Annotated in this window: 19 protein-coding genes; 17 read left to right on the top strand and 2 right to left on the bottom strand. The window is 52.1% G+C overall.

Features of this window, described 5'->3' with window-relative positions; genetic code table 11:
- Positions 1-24 precede the first annotated feature (24 nt).
- The 4 genes from EV294_RS07490 to bacA all read left to right on the top strand — a co-directional run bounded on the left by EV294_RS07490 (position 25) and on the right by bacA (position 3,913).
- Positions 25-1,161: a DUF3900 domain-containing protein gene (locus EV294_RS07490; protein ID WP_165930611.1), complete on the top strand. Its 1,137-nt coding sequence runs from the start codon at positions 25-27 to the stop codon at positions 1,159-1,161.
- Between the two features lie 14 nt (positions 1,162-1,175).
- Positions 1,176-1,535, top strand: a complete 360-nt coding sequence (locus EV294_RS07485) for a Lin0512 family protein (protein WP_132305452.1) — start codon at positions 1,176-1,178, stop codon at positions 1,533-1,535.
- Positions 1,536-1,676: 141 nt separating this feature from the next.
- On the top strand, positions 1,677-2,975 hold the full coding sequence (locus EV294_RS07480) for a hemolysin family protein (protein WP_132305450.1): 1,299 nt from the start codon (positions 1,677-1,679) through the stop codon (positions 2,973-2,975).
- Between the two features lie 149 nt (positions 2,976-3,124).
- Complete coding sequence (gene bacA / locus EV294_RS07475; RefSeq protein ID WP_132305448.1) at positions 3,125-3,913, top strand: undecaprenyl-diphosphate phosphatase; 789 nt, start codon at positions 3,125-3,127, stop codon at positions 3,911-3,913.
- A 55-nt stretch (positions 3,914-3,968) separates the two neighbouring features.
- Here the strand turns inward: bacA and EV294_RS07470 are convergent, their stop codons facing one another.
- The gene (locus tag EV294_RS07470; protein WP_132305446.1) at positions 3,969-5,381 is read right to left on the bottom strand and encodes a hypothetical protein; all 1,413 of its coding nucleotides are present in this window, start codon (positions 5,379-5,381) and stop codon (positions 3,969-3,971) included.
- A gap of 218 nt (positions 5,382-5,599) precedes the next feature.
- Here EV294_RS07470 and EV294_RS07465 point away from each other — a divergent pair, with 218 nt between their 5' ends.
- The gene (locus EV294_RS07465) at positions 5,600-5,878 is read left to right on the top strand and encodes a hypothetical protein (protein ID WP_132305444.1); all 279 of its coding nucleotides are present in this window, start codon (positions 5,600-5,602) and stop codon (positions 5,876-5,878) included.
- A 49-nt stretch (positions 5,879-5,927) separates the two neighbouring features.
- Here the strand turns inward: EV294_RS07465 and EV294_RS07460 are convergent, their stop codons facing one another.
- Positions 5,928-6,566, bottom strand: a complete 639-nt coding sequence (locus EV294_RS07460; RefSeq protein ID WP_243711594.1) for a DedA family protein — start codon at positions 6,564-6,566, stop codon at positions 5,928-5,930.
- 194 nt (positions 6,567-6,760) lie between these two features.
- Here EV294_RS07460 and EV294_RS07455 point away from each other — a divergent pair, with 194 nt between their 5' ends.
- The 12 genes from EV294_RS07455 to EV294_RS07400 all read left to right on the top strand — a co-directional run bounded on the left by EV294_RS07455 (position 6,761) and on the right by EV294_RS07400 (position 22,173).
- Positions 6,761-8,176, top strand: a complete 1,416-nt coding sequence (locus EV294_RS07455) for an MDR family MFS transporter (RefSeq protein WP_132305442.1) — start codon at positions 6,761-6,763, stop codon at positions 8,174-8,176.
- 23 nt (positions 8,177-8,199) lie between these two features.
- Entirely contained in the window at positions 8,200-9,183 is a 984-nt protein-coding gene (locus EV294_RS07450; RefSeq protein ID WP_243711593.1) for a serine hydrolase domain-containing protein, read from the top strand.
- 81 nt (positions 9,184-9,264) lie between these two features.
- Entirely contained in the window at positions 9,265-11,226 is a 1,962-nt protein-coding gene (locus tag EV294_RS07445; RefSeq protein ID WP_132305440.1) for a stalk domain-containing protein, read from the top strand.
- A 252-nt stretch (positions 11,227-11,478) separates the two neighbouring features.
- A complete protein-coding gene (locus EV294_RS07440; protein WP_132305438.1) occupies positions 11,479-13,065 on the top strand; it encodes a PucR family transcriptional regulator in 1,587 nt (528 codons plus the stop codon).
- 46 nt (positions 13,066-13,111) lie between these two features.
- A complete protein-coding gene (locus EV294_RS07435; RefSeq protein WP_132305436.1) occupies positions 13,112-14,437 on the top strand; it encodes a 5'-deoxyadenosine deaminase in 1,326 nt (441 codons plus the stop codon).
- A gap of 118 nt (positions 14,438-14,555) precedes the next feature.
- Entirely contained in the window at positions 14,556-15,638 is a 1,083-nt protein-coding gene (locus EV294_RS07430) for an XdhC family protein (protein WP_132305434.1), read from the top strand.
- The gene (locus tag EV294_RS30620) at positions 15,559-16,149 is read left to right on the top strand and encodes a nucleotidyltransferase family protein (RefSeq protein WP_243711636.1); all 591 of its coding nucleotides are present in this window, start codon (positions 15,559-15,561) and stop codon (positions 16,147-16,149) included. Before EV294_RS07430 ends, EV294_RS30620 begins: the two co-directional genes overlap by 80 nt.
- Before the next feature lie 190 nt (positions 16,150-16,339).
- A complete protein-coding gene (locus tag EV294_RS07420; RefSeq protein ID WP_132305430.1) occupies positions 16,340-17,497 on the top strand; it encodes a BMP family ABC transporter substrate-binding protein in 1,158 nt (385 codons plus the stop codon).
- Between the two features lie 152 nt (positions 17,498-17,649).
- A complete protein-coding gene (locus EV294_RS07415; protein ID WP_132305428.1) occupies positions 17,650-19,197 on the top strand; it encodes an ABC transporter ATP-binding protein in 1,548 nt (515 codons plus the stop codon).
- Entirely contained in the window at positions 19,194-20,315 is a 1,122-nt protein-coding gene (locus tag EV294_RS07410; RefSeq protein ID WP_132305426.1) for an ABC transporter permease, read from the top strand. The genes EV294_RS07415 and EV294_RS07410 overlap by 4 nt, the downstream gene beginning before the upstream one ends.
- Positions 20,316-20,332: 17 nt before the next feature.
- Complete coding sequence (locus EV294_RS07405; protein ID WP_132305424.1) at positions 20,333-21,262, top strand: ABC transporter permease; 930 nt, start codon at positions 20,333-20,335, stop codon at positions 21,260-21,262.
- A gap of 17 nt (positions 21,263-21,279) precedes the next feature.
- Complete coding sequence (locus tag EV294_RS07400; protein ID WP_132305422.1) at positions 21,280-22,173, top strand: FAD binding domain-containing protein; 894 nt, start codon at positions 21,280-21,282, stop codon at positions 22,171-22,173.
- The last annotated feature ends 31 nt before the right edge of the window (positions 22,174-22,204 follow it).

Here is a 22,204-nt window from a genome sequence, read left to right as displayed (position 1 = left end):
TAGGTTATGGGGGAAAATGTACAGGTGGATTTCAGATTGGAATATCTCTCTTTCTTTGTTATTGTAACGGATGGCGAGGACAGCTCTTCCGCAAAGCGGTATAAGCACTTTCAGACGCTGGAGGAAGACGATTATGAAGACAGCGAAATCAAACGGTTTCTCGACGGGGAATTTACGCGAATCGTAAAAAGAAAAGTAGAACGCAACCCGAATACCGAAAACGCGCCTACGAAAATCGGCCGTTTCATGGTTGAGCCGGGTTACGAACTGGGAAGCAACCAGAACTATAACTTATTCCAGCGTTTGCGGGAAGCCGACACGAAAGAGCGTTTTATCGGAATCGCCGACGAGCTGGTACATATCTATATGGATACGACCGCCGTTCGCGGCGGAGCGTTTATCATTGCGCGGGCAAAGCTCAATACGTATTTCGACGAGCCGTTCCTATTCCTGCTTAAATGCGATTTCGAACCAAAGATCGCGAGAATTTCCGATGAACGGAGCCTGATATCGCATGTCGAGATGGCGATCAGCGCACGCGGGATGAAGTCGATTCAATATCCGCATATGCCGGAGGAAGGCTCGCTTGACCATTGGGAGCTGAAAATCCATCAGGCTTCGCACGCCCGTTATTTCGAGGATTTTCTGAAGTTTGTGTCCTATGAAAAGCCGCTTCCCGAAGTAATGGGCGAACAGGTGCTTGGCATGGTTCAGCAGTATATGGAGGATAAGTGGCAGACCGAGCCGGAAAGCGCGGAAAGACGCGAAGAAGAGAATGCGATCGAGGTATGGGCTGCCAGCGAGAAGCGCGAGCTTCAGGAATATTGGACGCATGAACAGGTAAGTACGGCTTCGGCTGCGCTTGTTGAACAAAAACCGGATTTACCGTTTTCGTTCAAGCTTGGCGGGGTAACGGTTAAAGGGCTGCTCGCTGACTTTGGGATTACACTGCATTTCGCTAAACATAACGGACGTTACGTTGCGGTTATTGAAGGAGACGCGTTCCAATTCGAGAAAGGGGTTTCGCCTGTCGAATTGCTCCTGCCTCCGGATTTAGAGCAGCTCCTGCCGATTATCGGCACTAACGTCAAGGAAGAAGAACCGGCTATACAGCCGTATGTGGAGGAATCGTCCGCTCAGGATGATGACGTACCTTGGTAACGGAGGGAAAGACGATGGACAAATTATTTTTTATCGAGATTGGCATGGGCTGTGATTTGCACGGTCAGAACGTAACCAAAGCCGCGGTAAGAGCGGTTCAGAATGCGATCCATCATAACTCGATGCCAGGATTGCGTTCGGTTCTGCCGGGCGGGACGCTCGACAATATGAGGGTTCATGTCAAGCTGGCGGTTCCTTGCGACAAGGAGCTGCTTGACGTGGAGCAGGTGAAGGCCGTATTGCCATACGGTCAGGTCACCGTGGAAATTATGGATGGCGGGATGATGACGACAAGCGGAGTTTTACTGCCGGACAAGGACGACAAAAACGATCTCATCTACATTGTTAACGCATCCGTCGAAGTTGGATATTAATAAGTTGGAAATGAATAAGAAACGTTAAATAACCGTGTCCGGATCTTACTGATTCGGATACGGTTTATTTTTTCAGGATTCACAAACGGACGGGAAGGGTAAAATACATGTAATTACGAACAGTGCCGAGGAGAGACGCTTATGGTTCTGAAACTGATCTTGTTTGCGGTGCTGCTGTTTTGTTCTGCATTTTTCGTTGCAACAGAATTCGCAGTCGTCCGTCTCCGTCCCAGCCGCGTGAACCAAATGGTCGCGGAAGGCGTCCGAAACGGGGCAGCGGTGCAAAATGTAATTACGCATTTGGACAGTTATTTGTCAGCATGTCAGTTAGGCATTACGATTACCGCGCTCGGCTTGGGCTGGCTTGGCGAACCAACCGTCCATGACCTGCTGGATCCTTTGTTTCACAGCCTGCATATCGGCGGGAATCTGGTTAATGTGCTTTCTTTTATTTTATCCTTTGCGGCCGTGACTTATCTTCATGTCGTGCTTGGCGAGCTTGCGCCAAAAACCGTTGCTATCATCAAGCCGGAGCAAATCAGCTTAACCGCGGCTCCAATCATTATCGTATTTTATAAAGTAATGTTTCCGTTTATTTGGCTGCTTAACGGCTCCGCCAACAGTATCGTCAGATTGATGGGCTTCAAGCCGACGGGCGAGCATGAAGCTCATTCGGAGGAAGAAATCAAAAGCATCATGTCGGAGAGTTTCGAGAACGGTAAAATCAATCAAAGCGAGCTAAGCTACGTCAACCGGATTTTCGAATTCGATGAACGGCTAGCAAGGGAAATCATGGTGCCGCGAACGGACATGGTTTGTTTGTTTATCGAGAATTCCAAAGTCGACAATATCTCGATCATCCGGCGTGAGCAATATACGCGGTTCCCGGTTGCGAAAGGCAGCAAGGATAATATAATCGGCATCATTAATACGAAGCAGTTCTTCATGCAGTATTTCGGCAATGACGAGACCGATGTTGCGACGCTGCTGCAGCCGGTTATGTCGGTGCCGGAAGTGATGCCCATCAAGAAGCTTCTCCGGAAAATGCAGCAGGAGCGGGTGCATATCGCTATTCTGCTTGACGAATACGGCGGGACCTCGGGATTGATCACCATCGAGGATATCCTTGAGGAAATAGTCGGAGAGATCCGTGACGAATTTGATGCCGATGAGGTAAAGGAAATTGATGCCATCGAGCCGAATCGTTTTATAGTGGACGGCAAAGCATTAATCAGCGAGGTGAATGAAGCGCTTGGCTCCCGTCTGGAAAGCCATGACGTGGACTCGATCGGAGGCTGGTTGTTTAACCAATATCCCGATTTGCAGGTTGGGGAGCCTCAGGATTACGAAGAGCTGACCTTTATTATTCGCGAGAAGGAACGGCATCGCATCCGCAAGATCGAAATCATCGTCAATATCGTTAACCTCGTTAACGAATAAGGACCAACGAGCCGTATTCCGGTTGCAGGGATGCGGCTTTTCTCCTAAAACGTTGGTTGCTTTCGCTTGTCTCAACCTTGTGCTATGATAATAAGGTTGGTTAAATCAGAAAATAAGCGAAAGAAAATTTAGGAGATGGAGGACTACATTTGGGAGATTTATTTAATGCCATTATAATGGGCATCATTGAAGGCCTTACGGAATTTTTGCCTGTCTCTTCGACGGGCCACTTGATTCTGACAGCAGATTTGTTAAACTTCCAGGATGACCGCGCGAAAGTCTTTGAGGTTGTTATCCAATTCGGCGCCGTACTTGCCGTCCTCGTGTTGTACTGGAGAAAGTTTCTAGGCCTGCTGAAATTCGATTTCAGAAAAGGCTCGGGCGTCAACGCCCTTCACTTTGTGCTTGCCATGATTCCTGCCGGATTAGTGGGCGTCTTGCTTCACGGATTTATCAAAGATTATTTATTCAGCCCCGAAACGGTGCTTATCGGTCTCGTAGCAGGCGGTATCCTGATGATCGCAGCAGACCGGATGAAAAAGAAAATTACCGCGGAAGAGCTGGATGACATTACATACAAGCAAGCTTTTGCAATCGGTATGTTCCAGGTTCTCGCTTTATGGCCGGGCTTCTCCCGTTCCGGTTCGACGATCTCGGGCGGCATGTTCTTCGGCGCAAGCCAAAAGGCGGCAGCCGAATTTACGTTTATGGTATCGGTGCCGATTATGGCGGGAGCGAGCGGCATCGACTTGATCAAGAGCCGCGATTTCCTTACGGCATCGGATGCTCCGCTGTTTATTATCGGTTTTATCGCTGCTTTTGTCGTTGCGATGATCGCGATTGTAACCTTCCTGAACCTGATCAAGCGTCTCAGCCTGTCGTGGTTCGCCTATTACCGTTTTGCTCTTGCCATTGTATTTGCCTTTATTATTTTGTAAACAACAAAAGGATGCTCTTCTGGCCTTGCGCCAGTGTGAGCATCCTTTTTTGCGGTTAGACCAGAAACATGGCTACAACCGTAGTAACGCAGAGACCGATAATAACGGGCTTCAAATTACGGCGTGCCAGCTCGAACGGGCTTACACCGCAAATTGCCGCGGCGGGAATAAGTGCCCAAGGCACAAGCGTACCGCCGCCTACCCAAATCGCCGCAACCTGACCGAGAGCGGTCAAGGTGGCAACGCCGGAACCGATGGCCCCTCCGAACAGATGGGCGATGGAGCCGGCAAGCGATATACCCGAGAAGCCGGAGCCGTCTAGACCGGTAACAGCGCCTACCAGCGTCAACGTAACGGAGCCTACCTCGCCATTCACGGGTACATTGTTCGCAAGGGCAACGCCAAGGTCGTTGACGATGCCTTGTGAACCGGCTGGAAGCGTATCGCCGAAGATGGCGGTGAAGCCGGAGTCGCCTAGGTAGAAGAATGCCGCGATTGGAATGACGGGACCAAATACTTTAAAGCCGAACAGGAAGCCTTCAATCAGATAATTCGTTGTTTTCTCCAGGCCTTTGTTCTTGTGGGCAAGCATTGTGATGATGAGCAGGATGAAAATCGCGGTTCCGCCGACAAGCGCGGTTGCATCGCCGCCTTGCAGGTCCAGTATAAACATGGCCACCACATCTGCGGCAAACAGTAAAGGGATCAAGATCGCAAGCGTCAGCTTAGTACCGTGTGACAGTACATTTTTGAAGGCGAGATCATCTTCGCCGGTCAGCTCTTTATCGCCCTCCACTTTGGAGATGATGCCGTCATTCCATTTCCCGGTTTTCATATCGCGGCGCATCATCCAGAAAGCCGTAACCGTCGTCACCAGACCCATTACGATGACGAGCGGAATGCTTGCTTCCATAACATCGCTAACCGGCAAGCCGGCCGCATCGGCCGTCAGCTTTGGGGCGCCTTGAATGATGTAGTCGCCGGACAACGCAATGCCGTGGCCGAACAAGTTCATCGCCATCGCGGCTCCCAATGCGGGAAGGCCGACTCTCAGCGCAACCGGCAGCAATACGGCGCCAATCAGCGCTACGGCAGGGGATGGCCAAAAGAACCACGACGTGACCATCATGATTAGGCCGATTCCCCAGAAGGCCAGAGTAGGCGTTCGCAGGAAGCGGGCAAACGGGGAAATCATCACTTCATTTATGCCAGTCCGGATCAGCACCCGGCTCATTGCGACAATTATGGATATAATGAGAATAGTGCCCATTAGTTCTTTAATGGCGTAAATAAAGCTGTTAAACACACCGCTGACGGAATCGCTCAGCGATTCGGTTGCCAGTAGGCCAAGCACAAAGATGCCGACGATACAAATGAGCGACGTATCTCTGCGCATCACCATAAAGCCGATAATGGCGACGATGAAGACGAGATACACCCAATGCAGCGCCACTAAATCAATGGCCATAGAATCACCCTCTCATGGGATACACGGCCTCGGTAACCGCTGCCGTATTGTACAGTATGCAAAGCCGTCTATAGGCGTTCATCACGGCGTCCATGAGAATGTGCTTAACCGCCTTGAACATTTGTTGACGAATGCGGCAAACCGTATACAATTAGAGGACAGGCTTTTTAGCCATTTCAATCGCCAACTCGAATGATCGGAAGGAAGTATAGAACAAAATGGATAATGTTAAAATTTTGGATGCTTCGATGACTTACACGAAGGAAGAAGGGTATGTAGGCCGCATTCAATTCGAAATGCTTGGCCAGCCCAATCAATATGAAATGACCATTCACAGCCGGAAGAGAACGGAGTGGGGATACGGCCTCTTTTTCCTTCACGAATCGGGCGACGAGGATCAGCTGCTGGCGGTAGAGGACATGCTCGAGGAGGATGACGAGCTGTTTGACTATCTGGTGAACGCGGCGGAAGAGAAATTGGATCCGAAGTACAAATAAGAAAACCTCCGGTTTCCCCGTGTTTCAGGGTTCCGGAGGTTTTTTTGCGTTACATCGGCCGTCCAGCCTTCTCGTTTTTCTTCGCCGTGCGGCTGCGGATGTACAGCCAGGCTGCCGCGCCAGCCGCTACGGCAAGCAAAGCGTAGACAACAATCATGCCGTTATCGGCAATCGAGTCGCCAATCGCCTGCACCCGGTCGCCGACAAACGTACCGAGGATAAAATAAATGAGCGTCCAGACAAAGGCGCTTGGATACGCAAACAGCGCGAATCGTTTGTACGTCATCTTGTTGGTTCCTCCGACAAACGGCATCACATGCCGAAGCACGGGAAGAACAAGGCCAATGCTTAGCGCAAAGCCGCCGTATTTTTCGCTCATGTTCTGAGCCTGATGGATGAATTTATCCATATTCTTTTTTCTCATGAACCAGTCGAATACTTTGCTGCCCGCGAACCGGCCAATCGTGTAATTAAAAGTCATCGCCGAGCATATTCCAAGGAATACCATCAAATAGGCGGGAACAGGACTCAACAAGCCCGATGCAACAAACGCGCCGCCCGTCATCACGACAACCTCGTTAGGAACCGGAAGTCCGATTAAGCCAAGGCACAGTACCAGAAAAAGAGAGACGTAGCCGAACTGATCAATAATGGATATTAAATAATCGTAACCCATTTGTTTATTCATCCCTTACATCATCAACGTATTTGAGCCATAATCGCTTCATTTAGGCTAACATAAATCATTGCGTTCCGGTAGGTCGAATTAACTGTGTTCTTTCCCATAAACCTGAAAAAACATTGATCTTTTCCGCGGACCAGGATCATAATAGAGTGTTTCGCATTTTTACCAAGTCATAAGACGTACGGAAAGGAGAAATAATGAATACAACTACCAACAGACGTACCGTAACCGTTGCTCTGTATGTCGCGACCTTCCTTGCAGCGATCGAAGGAACCATTGTAAGCACGGCGATGCCGAGCATTACCGGCGAATTGCACGGGATCCGGCAGTACAGCTGGATTATCTCGATTTATCTGCTCGCTACGGTGATCACAACGCCGATTTACGGCAAGCTGTCCGACCTGTTCGGACGCAAAAAAATGTTTATCGCGGGAGCTGCCATATTCCTTCTTGGCTCCATGCTGTCCGGCCTTGCGGCCGCCATGCCGCAGCTGATTGCGTTCCGGGCGGTTCAAGGACTTGGAGCGGGGGCGTTGACCACGATTCCATATACCATTATCGGCGACTTATACCCCTTCGAGCAACGGGCTAAAGTCCAGGGCTGGATGTCGAGCATTTGGGGGATAGCCGGCATTACAGGGCCGCTTGCGGGAGGACTTCTCGTCGATTACGTGTCCTGGCGGGCGATTTTTTATATGAATCTTCCGTTTGGCATTGTGGCGCTTGCTCTTCTGATGATATCGATGAAAGAAGTGTCCGTGAAGCAGAAGCGCCATATCGATTATCCCGGTATCGCGGCTTTCGCGGCAGGGATGTTTGCTTTCCTGTACGCCTTGACCATTCTTCGCGAGCCGGATGCTTCCCGATCCGACACCGAGATTATTTTGCTTTTAGCGGCTGCGGCGATTCTGCTGACGTTGTTCTACTATATCGAAAAACGATCGAGAGAGCCCATTATTCCTCTGCAGATCTTTAAAATCCGGACCATAAGCGCCGTCAACGCCATCAGCTTTTTGCTCTGCGTGATCAATGTCGTTGCAATCTTTTACCTTCCTCTGTGGATCCAAGGCGTAGCGGGAAAGAGCGCAACGTACTCCGGTATGGCGATGATCCCGCTGTCCATAGGTTGGCCCCTTGGAGCTATTCTAGCCGGCAATTTTATTGCCAAGTATGGCATGCGCCGCATTGCGGTAACGGGCTCGGTGTTCCTCATTGCCGGCAGCGCCGGGTTTATGCTCATGAATGCCCATACCCCCATCGCGCTGTTTATGATCTATACCTGCTTGTCGGGCTTGTCATTTGGCCTGTCGTTAACAAGCTTTACCGTGGCGGTAACCTCGGCCGTAAGCTGGGAGCTGCGCGGAGCGGCGGTTGGCAGCAATAACTTTATCCGTACGCTAGGACAGACGGTGGGGATAGCCATGTTTGGCCTGCTGCTCAACACCGGAAACTCGGAATCGATTGATGCGCTTAAGCTGGAGCATAGCCTTCACCGGATCTTCCTGATCCTTGGCGTCATGTCCGTCGCGGTGCTGCTGTCCATGCTTATGCTGCCGAAAGCAGGCACGGAAGGCGGCCATGCCGCATCGGATGCTGCGGATGCATCCTCATAGAACCGGAAAGGCGGATGAATGGCATGACAACTTTGACAACCTTGACAGATGATCCTTATTTGCGTTTCGTTGCGCCTTCGGCTGCTGCTTTGGATGAATCGAAGCTGGAGGGAATGAAGGAACGGCTGGAGGCTTGGAAGATAACATCGGTCATTATAATGCGTGAGGATGCGATAGCCTGGGAGTGGCATACCAGGGGGGAGGATGCGGTAGGACCGCTCTTATCCTGTACGAAAAGCGTGTTATCCGCGCTTATCGGGGTTGCCATAGCGGAAGGGCGTATCCAAAGCGTAGACCAGCCCATTGCGGATTATTTCGAAGGAATGCCGGACTCGTCCATTCAAATCAAGCATCTGCTGACGATGACCTCCGGGTGGGATTGGCCGGACTTCGATAAGCCTTATAAAGCGATGAAAAAAGCCGCGGATCCCATCCGGTTTGTCTTGGAACGCTCGATGATCAGCGAACCCGGGAATGCCTATCTGTATAATTCCGGAGGCTCCCATCTCTTATCGGCTATTCTGACATCGGCCACGGGCCAGAGCGCTCTTGATTATGCCACGAGCCGCCTATTCAGGCCAATGGCCTTTCGTCAAGCGAAATGGACCTCTCATAAAGGGATCAATGAGGGAGGTACGGGGCTTCAGTTATTCGGCCGCGATTTGGCCAAGCTTGGTCTTTTGCATTTGCGGGAAGGAGAATGGTTTGGGCGGAGGCTGCTGCCTGCCTCATGGGTACAGGACTCCACGAAGAGGCATCATCGAGGACTTCTTCACTATGAACCTCCTATTTACGGGGCCTACGGATACCATTGGTGGCAGTCGCCGGCCGAACATAACGGAGCGTTTGACTGCTATTTCGCCTTTGGGCACGGCGGGCAGTATCTGCTCGTTGCGCCTGAAGAACGACTGGTTATCATGCTTCGTAAAGCACTTGCCGGAAGGAACGAAGCGGTCAAATCTCGCAATCTGATATTTGAACATATTGCGGGAGCCTTAAAAAAGTAGGCTGTCCGGTGCAACCTTTTGCTCCGGGATGCGTTTAATCTATGTCACTTCAAACCATCCCAAAGAGAAAAGGAGAATCCAATGTTTAAGAAAGTCAGCTTAGTAGTCCTTGCTGCGCTCTTGCTGTTTGCCATTCCCGTAGCGGCGCAAGGTGCTTCCAGCGGTCAAAATCAATTGATCCTTCTTCAGAAAACAAAGCAGATGTACCATAACGGCAAGCTTTACATGGCTGCACAGCCGCTCACCGAATTGAAAGGCACGACTTATATTTCCGCTACCGCCATTGCGGGCAGACTCGGGGGATCCGTGCTCTATGATGCGAACAAGAAAGAGTATGTCCTTCGCAGCGCGACTAACGAACTCCGTTATGCGGTAAACAAGTCTTCCTATACGGTAAATGGTACCCGCGCAACGTTTACGGGTGCGCCTTTTGTGCAAAACGGAAGTCTGATGATCCCGCTTCGTACGGTGCTTCAGCCGTTCGGAATGACATTGTCGACGATTCCGGCTCAGAAGAAGATTGTCCTGACCTGGACAACTAAGCCGGTAGCCAAATTCAACATTGTCGGCGGAGTTATTTACGCCGGCCAAACCGAAGTAACATATGGCGATATGTCGTATTCCCCAAGCGGCGCTGCCATCGTGAACGAACGTTGGGAAGGCAAACAAACCGTATTCGAAGCAGCTGGAACGTATACGGTAACCAAATGGGTCCAAGATGTGAACGGCGTATGGAGTGATCCGTATTCGGTAACGTTTAACGTGCTCCCGCCGAACCTTCCGCCCGAAGCGCGTTTCGCGACGGACAAGTCCTATTACAAAATGGGCGAACTTATTCAATACAATGACATCAGCACCGATGACGAGAATAAGATTACGAAACGCGAGTGGGTCAATAACGCCAAAGCTTTCTTTGAACCGGGCGACCAGACGGTAACGCTGAAAGTGACGGATGCTCACGGCCTTACAAGCGAGTTCTCGCAGACGATTACGATTACGAACGATTCGCTGTATACGAAGCAGGAATTCGATCAGCTGTACACCGATCAAGGAGAGAAGTTCTCGATTGACGGCGCAAGCGTGCTTAAGCTTCCTACGCAGTCGTATACGGTTGTTTCGAACGGTCAGCAAACGTTTATCCGCAGCAATAGTCCCGAATTGATTAACGACGAGGGGATTTATTACCAGGATACGGCAAACGGCAATGTCCGTTTCTTGATCCACAACCAGAATAACCGTCCTAATCCGGTTAAGGTCTATATTGTCGCAACAAACGAAAATTCCACGGCAGCTACCGTAACCGATGAGCGTATCGGTCTTGGGGGGCCAGCCCCTTACGTAACGCAAGCAGGCAAGGCCGCTACGGCGAACTACCTGCTGTCGAGAACCGTTAATCCGGTTGGAACGGTGACAACCATTCCCGCGGGACAAAGCCGTGTTGTACTTAGCCCGTTAAGCAGCAAGGAAGTAGTAAATGGCCGCGTCATTACGATGTATGCCGACGTAACGACTTCCGCGCCGATCAAATTCAGCGTTATCGTGGTAGATGCAAGCAAAGACGTGCTGCAGGCGCTTCCGCAGCTTCCGATTCTGCCTCGCGACGGCAAGCACGTACGCGGCACCTTCGAACAGGCGAACCGCGGCATCAACGTTCTGCAGACGATTGGCGACGTTCCTTCCCGCATGATTTTGGCCGACAAAGTGGTAGATACCCGCTTGTCCGGCTTTGACGTTCTGACAGGGGACGCCATGTCCAACGACGGCAACAACGGTGCTCTGTACGTCCTGAACCTGTGGCACGTTAAGCCTCACACGCTTATTGCCTTGAATCCGCGCGGTGGCCATTACGGCGGCGCATTCTTGGTAAACAACAAGCTGGTCTACGCGACGAATACAACTATTCTGAGCAATGCGAACGAAGCAGGCGTCCTTTACAGGACGGGAGATACCGAAGAATCGGTGTCGATCGTATTTACGCCGGCATCCGGCAGTAACCTGCCGATTAACCTTCTGTTCCTGCCATTGCCGGAAGTGAAGCAATAATAAAACGCAATTTTAAATGCCGATAAGAGCGAATTTGCTCTTATCGGCATTTTTTCGGCCAAATGCGTTATATATATGTTAGTTATATAAGATCTACAACCAGAATATGGAGATTTTAATAGATGAACTGATAGTTTGAGAGTTTATATGGTTAATTATATTTACATAACTATTGATTAAAGGAAATCTCTGATTTATGATGTTATATAAAGTAACGTCGGAAGATGTTTACATGGTGAGCGGAGGTGCGCTATGCATTTGACAGTGGAACAGGCGCTGAACGTGTTTCCTTTATCGGAAGGGAAGCTGGTTGCCGGAACAGCAGGGCGCAATCGGATCGTGAAATCCGTCAATGTGATGGATGCCCCTGATATTACCGATTGGATCAAGGAAGGGGAAATGCTGTTCACGACTGCCTATCTGATCAAGGACCACCCGCAGGACGCAACGGAGCTGCTGGCTAAGCTGAATCAGCGCGGATCGTCGGGTCTCGGGATCAAGCTTGGCCGATTTTGGGACGCGATTCCGGAGCAGATGATTGCTTTTGCCAATGAGCTTGGGTTTCCTCTAATTGAGCTCCCTTATCAATTCACGTTCTCCGACCAGATGAGCGGTTTGTTTAAGGAAGAGCTGCGCCGTAATACCGGCGTGCTGCAGGATATATTCGATAAGCAGGTCCGGCTGATGAGGATGGCTCTCAAGACGGATCATATCAACGAATTGTTTGATGCGGTTGCGGATATTATCGGGTTCCCGATGGCGATCGTGGGGTCGAGAGGCCAGATCGTATACAACAGCTCGCAGGTAGCCGATACTGAATTAACGGGCAGCTGGCCTTGGCCGCAGCAGCAGAAGTGGATGAAGAGCAAGCAGTGGCAGGCATTCCGCATTCCTCTTATGAAGCAGTCCCGCTGTACGGGATTTGTTCTGTTTTTTAATCCGCAGCTATTCCTTTCTACTATTGAAGAAAGTCTCTACCTGCAGGCGGCGGAGCTATTATCCTACCAAATGAATTTTAATTACGAGGATTATTTCGAGCTGTCGGTGCAGAAGGACTTCGGCGTGTTGATCAAGCGTTACCTGAGGAACGGTCTGCCGATTGATAAGGTTGTGGAGTATGCGGACCGGTGGGAGCTCGAGGTGTTCCAAAGCCATTACGTCTGCGTGCTGAGCGATGTCCCTCATGCATCGGCGCCGCAAAGGGCCGAGAAGCTCGAGAAGCTAAAAACGGATTTTTTAAGCCATGCGAAACTTCAGGAATTGAGAGGCATGCATATGGTAATGGAGGAAGGGTTATTGTCGGTATTCCCGGAGTTGGAAGGGCAGGCGGACGGATGCCTGGAGTCCGCGTTAACGATTTGCTTTGCTTCCATCCAGCGGGAGGGCGGCGGGAATCCGCGGGCGGCGGTCAGCAGCCGGAAGAAGCGGGCAGACCAGCTTTACGAGGCTTTCGACGAATGCAGGCAAACCCAAAGACTTGCTTCCGAATGGGGAGTCGCGCAACCCATTACCTCCTTTGATACCATGGACTTGGCAATCGTGTTCGAGCATGTGTCGAGGGACCGGATGGAAGCGTTCTGCAATCGCTGGCTGGGCGGACTCGTAAACAAGGATCCGGACTACGCCAACGAAATGCTGCGCACGCTCGAGACTTATCTGGAGCAGGACGGCCAATTAAACGAAACGGCGAAGAAGCTCTATATCCACCGTAACACGGCAACTTACAGGATCGAGAAGCTAAGCGAGATATTAGGGGTGGATTTCAAGAAAATGAATGATCTTCTCAGGCTCAAGATCGCATTCTTATTCCGCAAGCTGTTAATGAACGAACAAACCTAACCAGCCATCCTATAACGATTCGGGCTGCAACAAAGGAGCGGTAAACATGAATTCGACCTTGATTCGCAATGCCGTCATTATGACGATGAATGCATCGGATGAGATTTTAATCGGCGATGTGCTTGTGAAAGACAACAAAATTGCTCAAATTGGTCCGAATATTCAGGATATTGAGGTGGACCGTATCATAGACGCCCGGGGGAAAGTGCTTCTGCCCGGCTTCATCCAGACGCATATTCATTTGTGCCAGACCTTGTTCCGAGGAAGAGCTGACGATCTGGAGCTGATTGATTGGTTGAGACAGCGCATCTGGCCGCTAGAGGCAGCGCATAATGAGGAATCCGTCTATTATTCGGCCTTGCTGGGTATCGGGGAACTCATCCGAAGCGGCACAACGACCATTCTCGATATGGAGACCGTCAATCATACGGAGTCGGCATTTCAAGCCATTCTCGAAAGCGGGATCCGTGCCGTCTCCGGCAAGGTGATGATGGATTACGGAACGGAGGTTCCGCTTCCTCTACAGGAGAAGACGGAGCAGTCGCTCAAGGAAAGCGTGGAGCTGCTGGAAAAGTGGCACGGAGCTGCGGGCGGACGGATCGAATACGCTTTTTGCCCGCGGTTTGTGGTCTCGTGTACGGAAGAGCTTCTTGTCGGAGTACGAGATTTATCCGCTCAATACGGCGTAAAGGTACATACCCATGCGTCGGAGAACCGGGAGGAAATCTCGATCGTCGAAGCCGAGCGCGGCATGCGAAACGTGATTTATCTGGATCATATCGGTCTCGCTCGTCCGAATCTTATTCTCGCGCACAGCATTTGGATGGATGAAAAGGAAAAACGGATTATCAAGGAACGGGGCGTGAAGGTTACGCATTGCCCGGGCTCGAACCTGAAGCTGGCATCCGGCGTCGCGCAGGTTCCCGAGCTGCTGCGGGAAGGGATCGATATCGGTATCGGAGCAGACGGAGCGCCTTGCAATAACAATCTCGATATGTTCCAAGAGATGCGCCTTACGGCCTTTATCCAGAAGGTGAAGCATGGTCCAACCGTCATGAACGCAAAGACCGTTCTTCGCATGGCGACGATGGGCGGTGCTCACGTGCTTGGCCTGGAGGACAAAATCGGCAGCATTGAAGTCGGAAAGCTTGCGGATTTGCAGCTGCTTGATCTGGAAGACTTCCATGTCTATCCTTCGTTTGATGCGGACTGGTATTCCAGAGTGGTTTACGCGGCTACGCGCGGCGATGTGGATACCGTGATGATAGACGGACAGATCGTTATGGAAGGCAGAATCATGAAGACGGTAGACAAACCGCTTGTGCTGCGCGAGGCAGACCGGACCTTGAAGGAGCTTCTGGCAAGACTCTAATCGGCTGTTCGCTCAAAACTTAAGCGAAAGCTTACGAAGCCAGTTTTGCTTCGCAAAACTTAAAGCGAAAGCTTACGAAGCCAGTTTTGCTTCGCAAAACTTTTAGGAGGGGTTGTCGATGGACATGATTAACATCCTGCGTACGATCCGGTTGCAGGATCAGCCGGCAGTCCTGGCAACCATTATCGGAGTCGAAGGGCATGCCTACCGCAAGGCGGGAGCGGCCATGCTGCTTCTGTTAAACGGAGATGCCGTCGGCACGGTTAGTCCGGGCTGTATCGAATCCGATCTCGGGGAGCGTGCCCTCTCCGTCTGGGAAGCCAAGCGTTATGAAGTGGCGGAATACAACATGGAGCCGGGCGACGATCCCATCTGGGGAGAGTCTGTCGGCTGCGGCGGAGTCATCCGCGTTCTGCTGGAGCCGGTAGAAGGAAGGCTTCGGCGGATATTGATGGATATTCTGGAACTGTTGGAAGAAGGCAGGAACATTTGGTTTGTACGCGGGCTGAAGGGGGAGGAGCTGAGTTACGAGCTTGCGACGGAGGAAATTGCGCCTCCTTCTTCCGATCCGTTCTATGATTGGCAGTTTAGTCTCCGCGTAACGAACAGGCAACGAGTCATTTTGTTTGGCGCCGGTCCGGATGCCGTTCCTATCTATCAACTCTTGACGCAAAGCAGCTTTCATGTCGTTGTCGCGGACTGGCGTCCTCGTCTGCTGGCTGCTTTTCCGTACGCGGAGCATTATATCGGCACGCCGGGGCAGCTTCGCGAAAGGCTGCAGCCGAGCTCCGAGGATGCCGTAATCGTCTGCAGCCATCGTCTTCATTACGACCGGGAAATGATTGAATGGGCATTGGCTTCGCAGTCAAAGTATATAGGGGTTATGGGCTCTGTCAAAAGAATAGGCATGCTGTTTAACGGGGAAGTTCCGCCGGCTAATGTCAAGGCGCCTATCGGCTTGTCCATCGGGGCCGAAGGTCCATACGAGATTGCGGTCAGCATTGCCGCTGAATTAATCGCTTTGCGTTACCAATGGCGGAATAAGCATAAGGCCGATCGGCAAAAGGAGGAACTCCATGAACCTATCCGCAATTTATTTGGCGGCGGGACAGAGCAGCCGAATGGGCAAGCCGAAGCTGCCGCTCGAGCTTTCGCCGGGCGTTACGCTCGGCAGCATGGCGCTTCGCGCTCTCTTGGCTAGCGGAATCGGACGGATACACCTTGTGATCCGTCCGGACGATCCGCTTGCTTGGCTGCGGGATATAAGAAGAGATAAGCTATACGTTTCCCAATTGAATATCGTCGTCTGCGAAGAAGCAAGTCTTGGCATGTCCTATTCCATTCGTGCCGGGGTAGACGCCGCGCTGTCCAGCTCCCCGAATCCCGATGCGATCGTGATCGGGCTAGGTGACCAACCTTTTGTCACGGCTGCTATGGTGCGGCGTCTTCTTGCTGTTATGGAGGAGAATCCCGCATTGGACTTTGCCGCATTCTCCGCAGATGGAATCATTATGCCGCCTGCGGTTATCCGGCAGAGCATGTATCCGGCGCTTCGCGGCTTGAGAGGCGATATGGGGGCTCGCAAGTTGTTTGGATCGCCGGAGTATAAGGGGAAAATCATTGAATTCAGAGGTAAGGATGCTGAATGGCTGCTTGATGTAGATGATGAAGCTGGCTTTGACCTGGCGGTTAGACGTTTAGACCAAGCTTAACCATGGATGATGCGTAACCTTTTGTTACATATTTTGCGGAAGACGTGCATCGTGCACAATGAATTTTCGTTATTTTATACCTCTTTCCAATCTAATGTCAGATATATTGACGCAATAGTAACGCGCAAGTATATTGAGACTACATCATCCGCTACGGCATGATGATGATAGAGAGTTGGGGAGGAACGATATGAAACAAGTTGCAAAAGCACGTACAGTGGGGTTGGCATTACTCGTTTTTATGGTCGTTATATTGTCGGCATGTTCCAGTAACGGCAACAACAAAACAAACGAAACGGCAAATGGGGGCAATACACAGACATCGCCCGAACCGGCAGCAACGGACAGCGGGAAGAAGCTGCCGCGAGTCGCATTCGTTTATATCGGGCCTCCCGGAGACGGCGGTTGGACCTTCGAGCATGACAATGGCAGGAAGTACATGGAAGAGAAGCTTGGCATTAAAGCTGACACGGTAGAAAACGTACCTGAAAGCGCGGACGCCGAACGCGTTATTACCGAGCTGGCTCAAAATCATGACATTATTTTCACAACAAGCTTTGGATACATGGATCCTACGTTAAACGTGGCGAAGAAATTCCCGAAAGTGAAATTCATGCATACGGCAGGTTACAAAACAGCGGACAATATGAGCACTTACTTCGGCAAGAACTATGAAGCCAGCTATCTGACCGGCATTGCGGCAGGGAAAATGACGAAATCGAACGTCATTGGTTACGTTGGCGCATTCCCGATTCCTGAAGTGATCTATAACATCAATGCGTTTGCGCTGGGTATCCAAAGCGTGAATCCGGACGCGAAAGTAGACGTCGTATGGAGCAACACCTGGTATGATCCAACCGCGGAGCGTCAAGCGGCAATCAGCTTACTGGATAAAGGCGCGGATGTCCTGCTTGCTTACCAGGATTCCCCGGCAACCCTGCAGGCGGCTGCCGAACGCGGCGCGCTCGCAGGCGGCAACGACTCCGACATGACCCGTTACGCACCGGAAGCATACTTAACGAACCCGACTTGGAACTGGGGCCCATATTACACGAAAGTGGTTCAATCCGTGATCGACGGAACTTGGAAGAGCGAGCAATACTCCGGCGACATGGTGGATGGCATGGTTGGCCTCGCTCCGCTTGGGCCTAGCATTCCTGACGATGTGAAAAAGCTGGTTGAGGATGCGAAAGCGAAAATCATCAGCGGAGAGCTTGACGTATTCAGCGGCCCGATCACGGATGCATCCGGCGCTTCGAAGCAGGAAGCCGGCCAAACGATGAGCCTGGAGCAAATTCTGGAGATGAATTGGTTCGTCAAAGGCGTGGAAGGAACGATTCCTCAATAGCCTTGAGCCAGCCAAACGGCCGATCAACAAATCCCTTGCTTAAGGGATTTGTTGATTTATTGGCCGCCATCCAATCTTTCAGCGCAAGAATCATCACAAGCGGCCAGATAGATGGCCGCTTGTGTGACAATTCTTTTTAGGAGGAAGCGCGAATGCTCGAAACCTACTCCGTGGAAATGCAGCGCATCGTCAAGCAGTTCGGCTCCGTTGTCGCGAATGACCAAGTCGATTTCAAAGCGAAGGCAGGAGAGATTCACGCCTTGCTAGGGGAGAACGGAGCCGGCAAAAGCACGATGATGTGCATGCTCTCCGGCGTTTACCGTCCAACCAGCGGCGAGATCTATATTCACGGCGAGAAAGCCAAAATCCGCTCGCCCAAGGATGCCATGAAGCTTGGCATCGGGATGGTATTTCAAAACTTCCGTCTCGTTCAGACCTTAACGGCTGCCGAGAACATTATTTTGGGCGAGAAATCATCCTTCTGGCGCGGTCCGGGCTGGATGAAGAAGAAGCAGGGAGAGATTGAGGCGATAGCCGTCAAATTCGGGCTGACCTTCCCGGTTGACCGGCCGATCTGGCAGCTGTCGGTCGGGGAGCAGCAGCGGGTCGAGATCGTCAAGACGCTTTATCGCGGCGCCGATCTGATTATTCTCGACGAACCAACCTCGGTTCTTACGCCAGGCGAAGCGGAGCAGCTGTTCATCACGCTTGGGCAGATGAAGGCGGAAGGCAAGACCGTAATTATTACGACTCATAAATTAAAGGAAGTCATGGCGATCTCCGACAGCATCTCGATCATGAGGAAAGGCAAACTCACTCATACGATGGCGAAAAGCGAAACGAACGAACGCGAGCTTGCCAGGTTGATGGTTGGCAAAGAGATTGCCGTGCAGAAGCCGCTTGCGAGCCGGCCGAAGGGCAAGCCGCTCCTTATCGTCGATCAGCTGGACGTATTCGCGGATCATGGGCGGAAGGCATTGAACCGGATGGAGTTCCAGGTGCATGAAGGCGAGATCGTGGGGGTTGCCGGCGTAGCGGGCAACGGGCAGAAGGAGCTGGCGGAGGTGCTGACCGGACTTCGTCCATGGCGCAAAGGCAGCATTACTTTTAACGGCGGCCCGCTGAAGAACGCTTCGGTTCGCGGAGCCATTGAAGCCCGTATCGCCCATGTTCCGGAGAACCGGATGAAGAGCGGCCTTGCCGGAAGCTTGGGCATTGTCGATAATCTGCTTTTCAAATCCTATCGCACCAGCGATCGCTCCCGCTTCGGCTTCCTTCGCTCGCGCGCGAACCGGAGCTGGTCGCAATCGCTGGTGGAACAGTTCGACGTAAAGACTCCCGGGCTGGACGCTCCCGTAAGGCAGCTATCCGGAGGCAATCAGCAGAAGCTGCTTTTTGCCAGGGAAGTTGAGCAGGACCCGCTCTTTATGGTGGCCGTTCACCCCACGCAAGGGCTGGATGTGGGAGCGACGGAAGGCGTTCACCGGCTCTTGACGGAGATGCGCGGGCAAGGCAAAAGCATCCTTCTTATTTCGGAGGACCTGGATGAGGTTATGCAGCTGTCCGACCGCATATTAGTAATCTATAACGGCCGAATGGTCGGCGAATTGGCGCGAGGGGAAGCGACCCGCGAACAGATCGGCTTATACATGGCCGGCGTTCGGGATGGGGATGACTCGGAGGAGGAGAAGGTCGTATGAGCAAGCAGCCGGTACAAAGCACTCTAACCATCGAACAACCGGATACAGCGCCGCGCCGCAGCAAGCTGCTGTCTCTTCGGATCGAACTGGATCCATCGAGAAAAGAAAGCCCGTGGTGGATGACGATCGTCTCCATTCTGCTAGCTTTGGTCTTCTGCGGCATCTTTATCGCCGCTAACGGCATGAACCCGATCACGGTTTATACGAAAATGATTACCGGAGCCTTTGGAACCTCATTCGGCATTACGGAAACGCTCGTGAAATCCATTCCGCTTCTTTTGTGCGGAATCGGTGTAGCGATTGCTTACCGCATCTCGGTCTGGAATATCGGGGCGGAGGGGCAATTTCTGGCAGGAGCGATGGCGGCGACAGCGGTAACGGTTTATTTTCCGAATATGCCCGCGTACCTCGTCATTCCTGCAATGATCGCGTTCAGCATATTAGGGGGCGGTATCTGGGGGCTGCTAACTGCAATCCCGAGGACGTATTTCCAGGTAAACGAGCTGATTACGTCACTGATGCTTAACTATGTGGCCTTACTGGCCTTGAACTACTTCGTCTTTGGTCCTTGGAAGGATCCGAAAGGCTTTAATTTCCCGGGCACTCCGGTATTTACGGACGCGCAGTCTCTTCCGGTGCTGGGGGATACAAGGCTGCATCTTGGTCTCGTGTTTGCCGTTGTGGCAGTTCTGCTGTATGCCTTCCTGATGAAATACACCCGCTGGGGTTACGAGCTGCGCTTGATTGGGGCCAACCCGGAAGCGGCTAAAAATGCGGGGATCAAAATCAGCCGCCATATCCTGCTCGTGATGCTGATCAGCGGAGGCATGGCCGGCCTTGCCGGGATGGCGGAAGTATCGGGCGTCACCCACCGGCTCATGTACGGAATATCCCCGGGATACGGGTATACGGCGATTATCGTCGCTTGGCTTGCGAAGCTGAATCCGGTAGGGCTAGTCATCTCTTCATTCCTGTTTGGCGGCCTTATCGTCGGCGGCTTCAGCGTTCAAACGATTGGTCTTCCGTCCTCCATCTCATCGATGATTCAAGGGGCGATCCTGTTCTTCCTGATTGCAGGGAGCATGGCCAGCAAATTCCGTATCCGGAGAAACGCATAGAAGGGATGGTGTAGACCATGGATTTATTCGTACAAATCATTGTAGCTGCCATCTCTTCCGGCACACCGCTCCTATTCGCCACGCTTGGAGGCATTCTGATCGAACGGTCAGGCATTATCCAGCTCGGGGCGGAAGGTCTAATGCTGATGGGAGCCGTCATAGCCTGTATGACATACCTGCACACGGGCAATCTTGTCCTCACCTTGCTGGCTGCCTGTGCGATAAGCGCGGTGCTTGGTATCGTGCACGCCTTTATGTGCGTGACGCTTCGGGCCAATCAGATTGTCAGCGGCTTGGCTCTAACGTTATTCGGCACGGGGCTTAGCGCTTATCTTGGCAAAAGCATTACCGGACAGCCGGTAGCGGGCGCGGTTCCGAAGGTGAACTTGAATGGGCTTGACGATGTGCCTGTAATTGGCGGAATATTCGCTCATCTCGATGTTTTAACCTGGTTCAGCTTTATTCTGGTTATCGTATTGCATTTATACATTCACCGCACCTCATGGGGACTTCATCTAAGAGCGATTGGGGATAATCCGCCAACGGCCGATGTGATGGGGATCCGGGTTCAAACGTTCCGTTATGGCTATATCATCGCCGGCTCCATGCTGATCGGCCTTGCGGGCGCAGACCTGCTGATGGTGTATTCGCCAACATGGATTGAAGGCATGACGGCGGGCAGAGGCTGGATCGCCGTTGCTCTCATTATTTTCGCAAGATGGAATCCGATCCGCGCGTTGTTCTGCGCTTATTTCTTCGGCGCACTCGATACGATCGGTTTCCGCATTCAATTGATCGGCAGCGAGATTCCGTCCTATTTCCTCAAGATGATTCCTTACCTTGTAACGATTCTGGTGCTGATGTTCCTCGGGTGGCGTAACCGCAATAAACCGTCGGGCTCGCCGGAGTCGCTCGGCACGCCGTATATTCGCGAACAAAGATTTTAAAGGAAGGGGATGGCGTTATGGCTGCAAATGCACAAGGAGTGGCTGAAGCACCTTTCGTCTGGCATCCGGCAACAACCGCGGAGGCCGTGCAGCTCAAGGCATCGCTTGGCGCGGAAGGCGTATTCGCCGCAGGAGGCACGCTGCTGCGCACGCAATGGGAATCGGGTCTGGCGGCCATGCCGAACCATCTGATTAATATCGGGGCCATTGTGGAGCTTCAAGGCCTTCAATTGGACGTCGGGAGCGGAAGAGGCTCCTTCGGAGCCATGATGACTCTATCGGATATACGGACCAGCCCGATAGTAAATACGAGGTTCCCGCTTCTTACGGAAGCTGCGCGCAGTATCGCCGCTCCGTCCATCCGCAACCTGGCCACGATCGGCGGCAATGTGCTGTCTATGGTAGGCGACTCTTTACCGGCCTTGCTTATCTATGATCCGGTTTTGCATTGGCATGACGGCTCAAGCGGACTGGAGGAGCCATTATCGGAATGGCTGTCCACCGCGGCGGCGCATCCGGCCTGGAAGGAACGGCTGCTCCTGTCGGTTTCCCTGACCGAGCCTGCCTTGGATTCGAATACGAAGCGATTCGTCGCTTACCATAAAGTCGGCAGAAGGGATGCTTTTACGCCTTCGGTCGTAACCGCCGCATTCAGCATACAGCTTGATCCGGACAATCGGCTGAGAGACGTTCGGCTCGCGTTTGGCGGCGGGCAGACGATCCCGCATCGTCTGGAGACGGTGGAACAATTTTTGATTGGGAAGCCGGCCGACAAGAAGATCATTACGGAGGTTTATTCCATGATTGTCGAGCATTACGAGCCCAAAGGAGATGCATTCGTTCCGGTCAGCTACAGGAAGAAGGCAGCGGCGAATCTGATTGCTTCGGAACTATGGAAAGCGGCAAGGTGAAACTTCCGGCGTCGCAGCAAAAGAGAGGACG

The organism is Paenibacillus sp. BK033, assembly GCF_004345425.1.
Classification (GTDB): domain Bacteria; phylum Bacillota; class Bacilli; order Paenibacillales; family Paenibacillaceae; genus Pristimantibacillus.
This window is presented reverse-complemented; position numbering and strand designations above follow the sequence as displayed.

Coding starts and splice junctions, on each gene's coding strand:
- EV294_RS07485 (WP_132305452.1), top strand. CDS start 1,176: ATGGACAAATTATTTTTTATCGAGATTGGCATGGGCTGTGATTTGCAC.
- EV294_RS07480 (WP_132305450.1), top strand. CDS start 1,677: ATGGTTCTGAAACTGATCTTGTTTGCGGTGCTGCTGTTTTGTTCTGCA.
- EV294_RS07470 (WP_132305446.1), bottom strand. CDS start 5,381: ATGGCCATTGATTTAGTGGCGCTGCATTGGGTGTATCTCGTCTTCATC.
- EV294_RS07465 (WP_132305444.1), top strand. CDS start 5,600: ATGGATAATGTTAAAATTTTGGATGCTTCGATGACTTACACGAAGGAA.
- EV294_RS07460 (WP_243711594.1), bottom strand. CDS start 6,566: ATGAATAAACAAATGGGTTACGATTATTTAATATCCATTATTGATCAG.
- EV294_RS07455 (WP_132305442.1), top strand. CDS start 6,761: ATGAATACAACTACCAACAGACGTACCGTAACCGTTGCTCTGTATGTC.
- EV294_RS07450 (WP_243711593.1), top strand. CDS start 8,200: ATGACAACTTTGACAACCTTGACAGATGATCCTTATTTGCGTTTCGTT.
- EV294_RS07445 (WP_132305440.1), top strand. CDS start 9,265: ATGTTTAAGAAAGTCAGCTTAGTAGTCCTTGCTGCGCTCTTGCTGTTT.
- EV294_RS07440 (WP_132305438.1), top strand. CDS start 11,479: ATGCATTTGACAGTGGAACAGGCGCTGAACGTGTTTCCTTTATCGGAA.
- EV294_RS07435 (WP_132305436.1), top strand. CDS start 13,112: ATGAATTCGACCTTGATTCGCAATGCCGTCATTATGACGATGAATGCA.
- EV294_RS07430 (WP_132305434.1), top strand. CDS start 14,556: ATGGACATGATTAACATCCTGCGTACGATCCGGTTGCAGGATCAGCCG.
- EV294_RS30620 (WP_243711636.1), top strand. CDS start 15,559: ATGGGCAAGCCGAAGCTGCCGCTCGAGCTTTCGCCGGGCGTTACGCTC.
- EV294_RS07420 (WP_132305430.1), top strand. CDS start 16,340: ATGAAACAAGTTGCAAAAGCACGTACAGTGGGGTTGGCATTACTCGTT.
- EV294_RS07415 (WP_132305428.1), top strand. CDS start 17,650: ATGCTCGAAACCTACTCCGTGGAAATGCAGCGCATCGTCAAGCAGTTC.
- EV294_RS07410 (WP_132305426.1), top strand. CDS start 19,194: ATGAGCAAGCAGCCGGTACAAAGCACTCTAACCATCGAACAACCGGAT.
- EV294_RS07405 (WP_132305424.1), top strand. CDS start 20,333: ATGGATTTATTCGTACAAATCATTGTAGCTGCCATCTCTTCCGGCACA.
- EV294_RS07400 (WP_132305422.1), top strand. CDS start 21,280: ATGGCTGCAAATGCACAAGGAGTGGCTGAAGCACCTTTCGTCTGGCAT.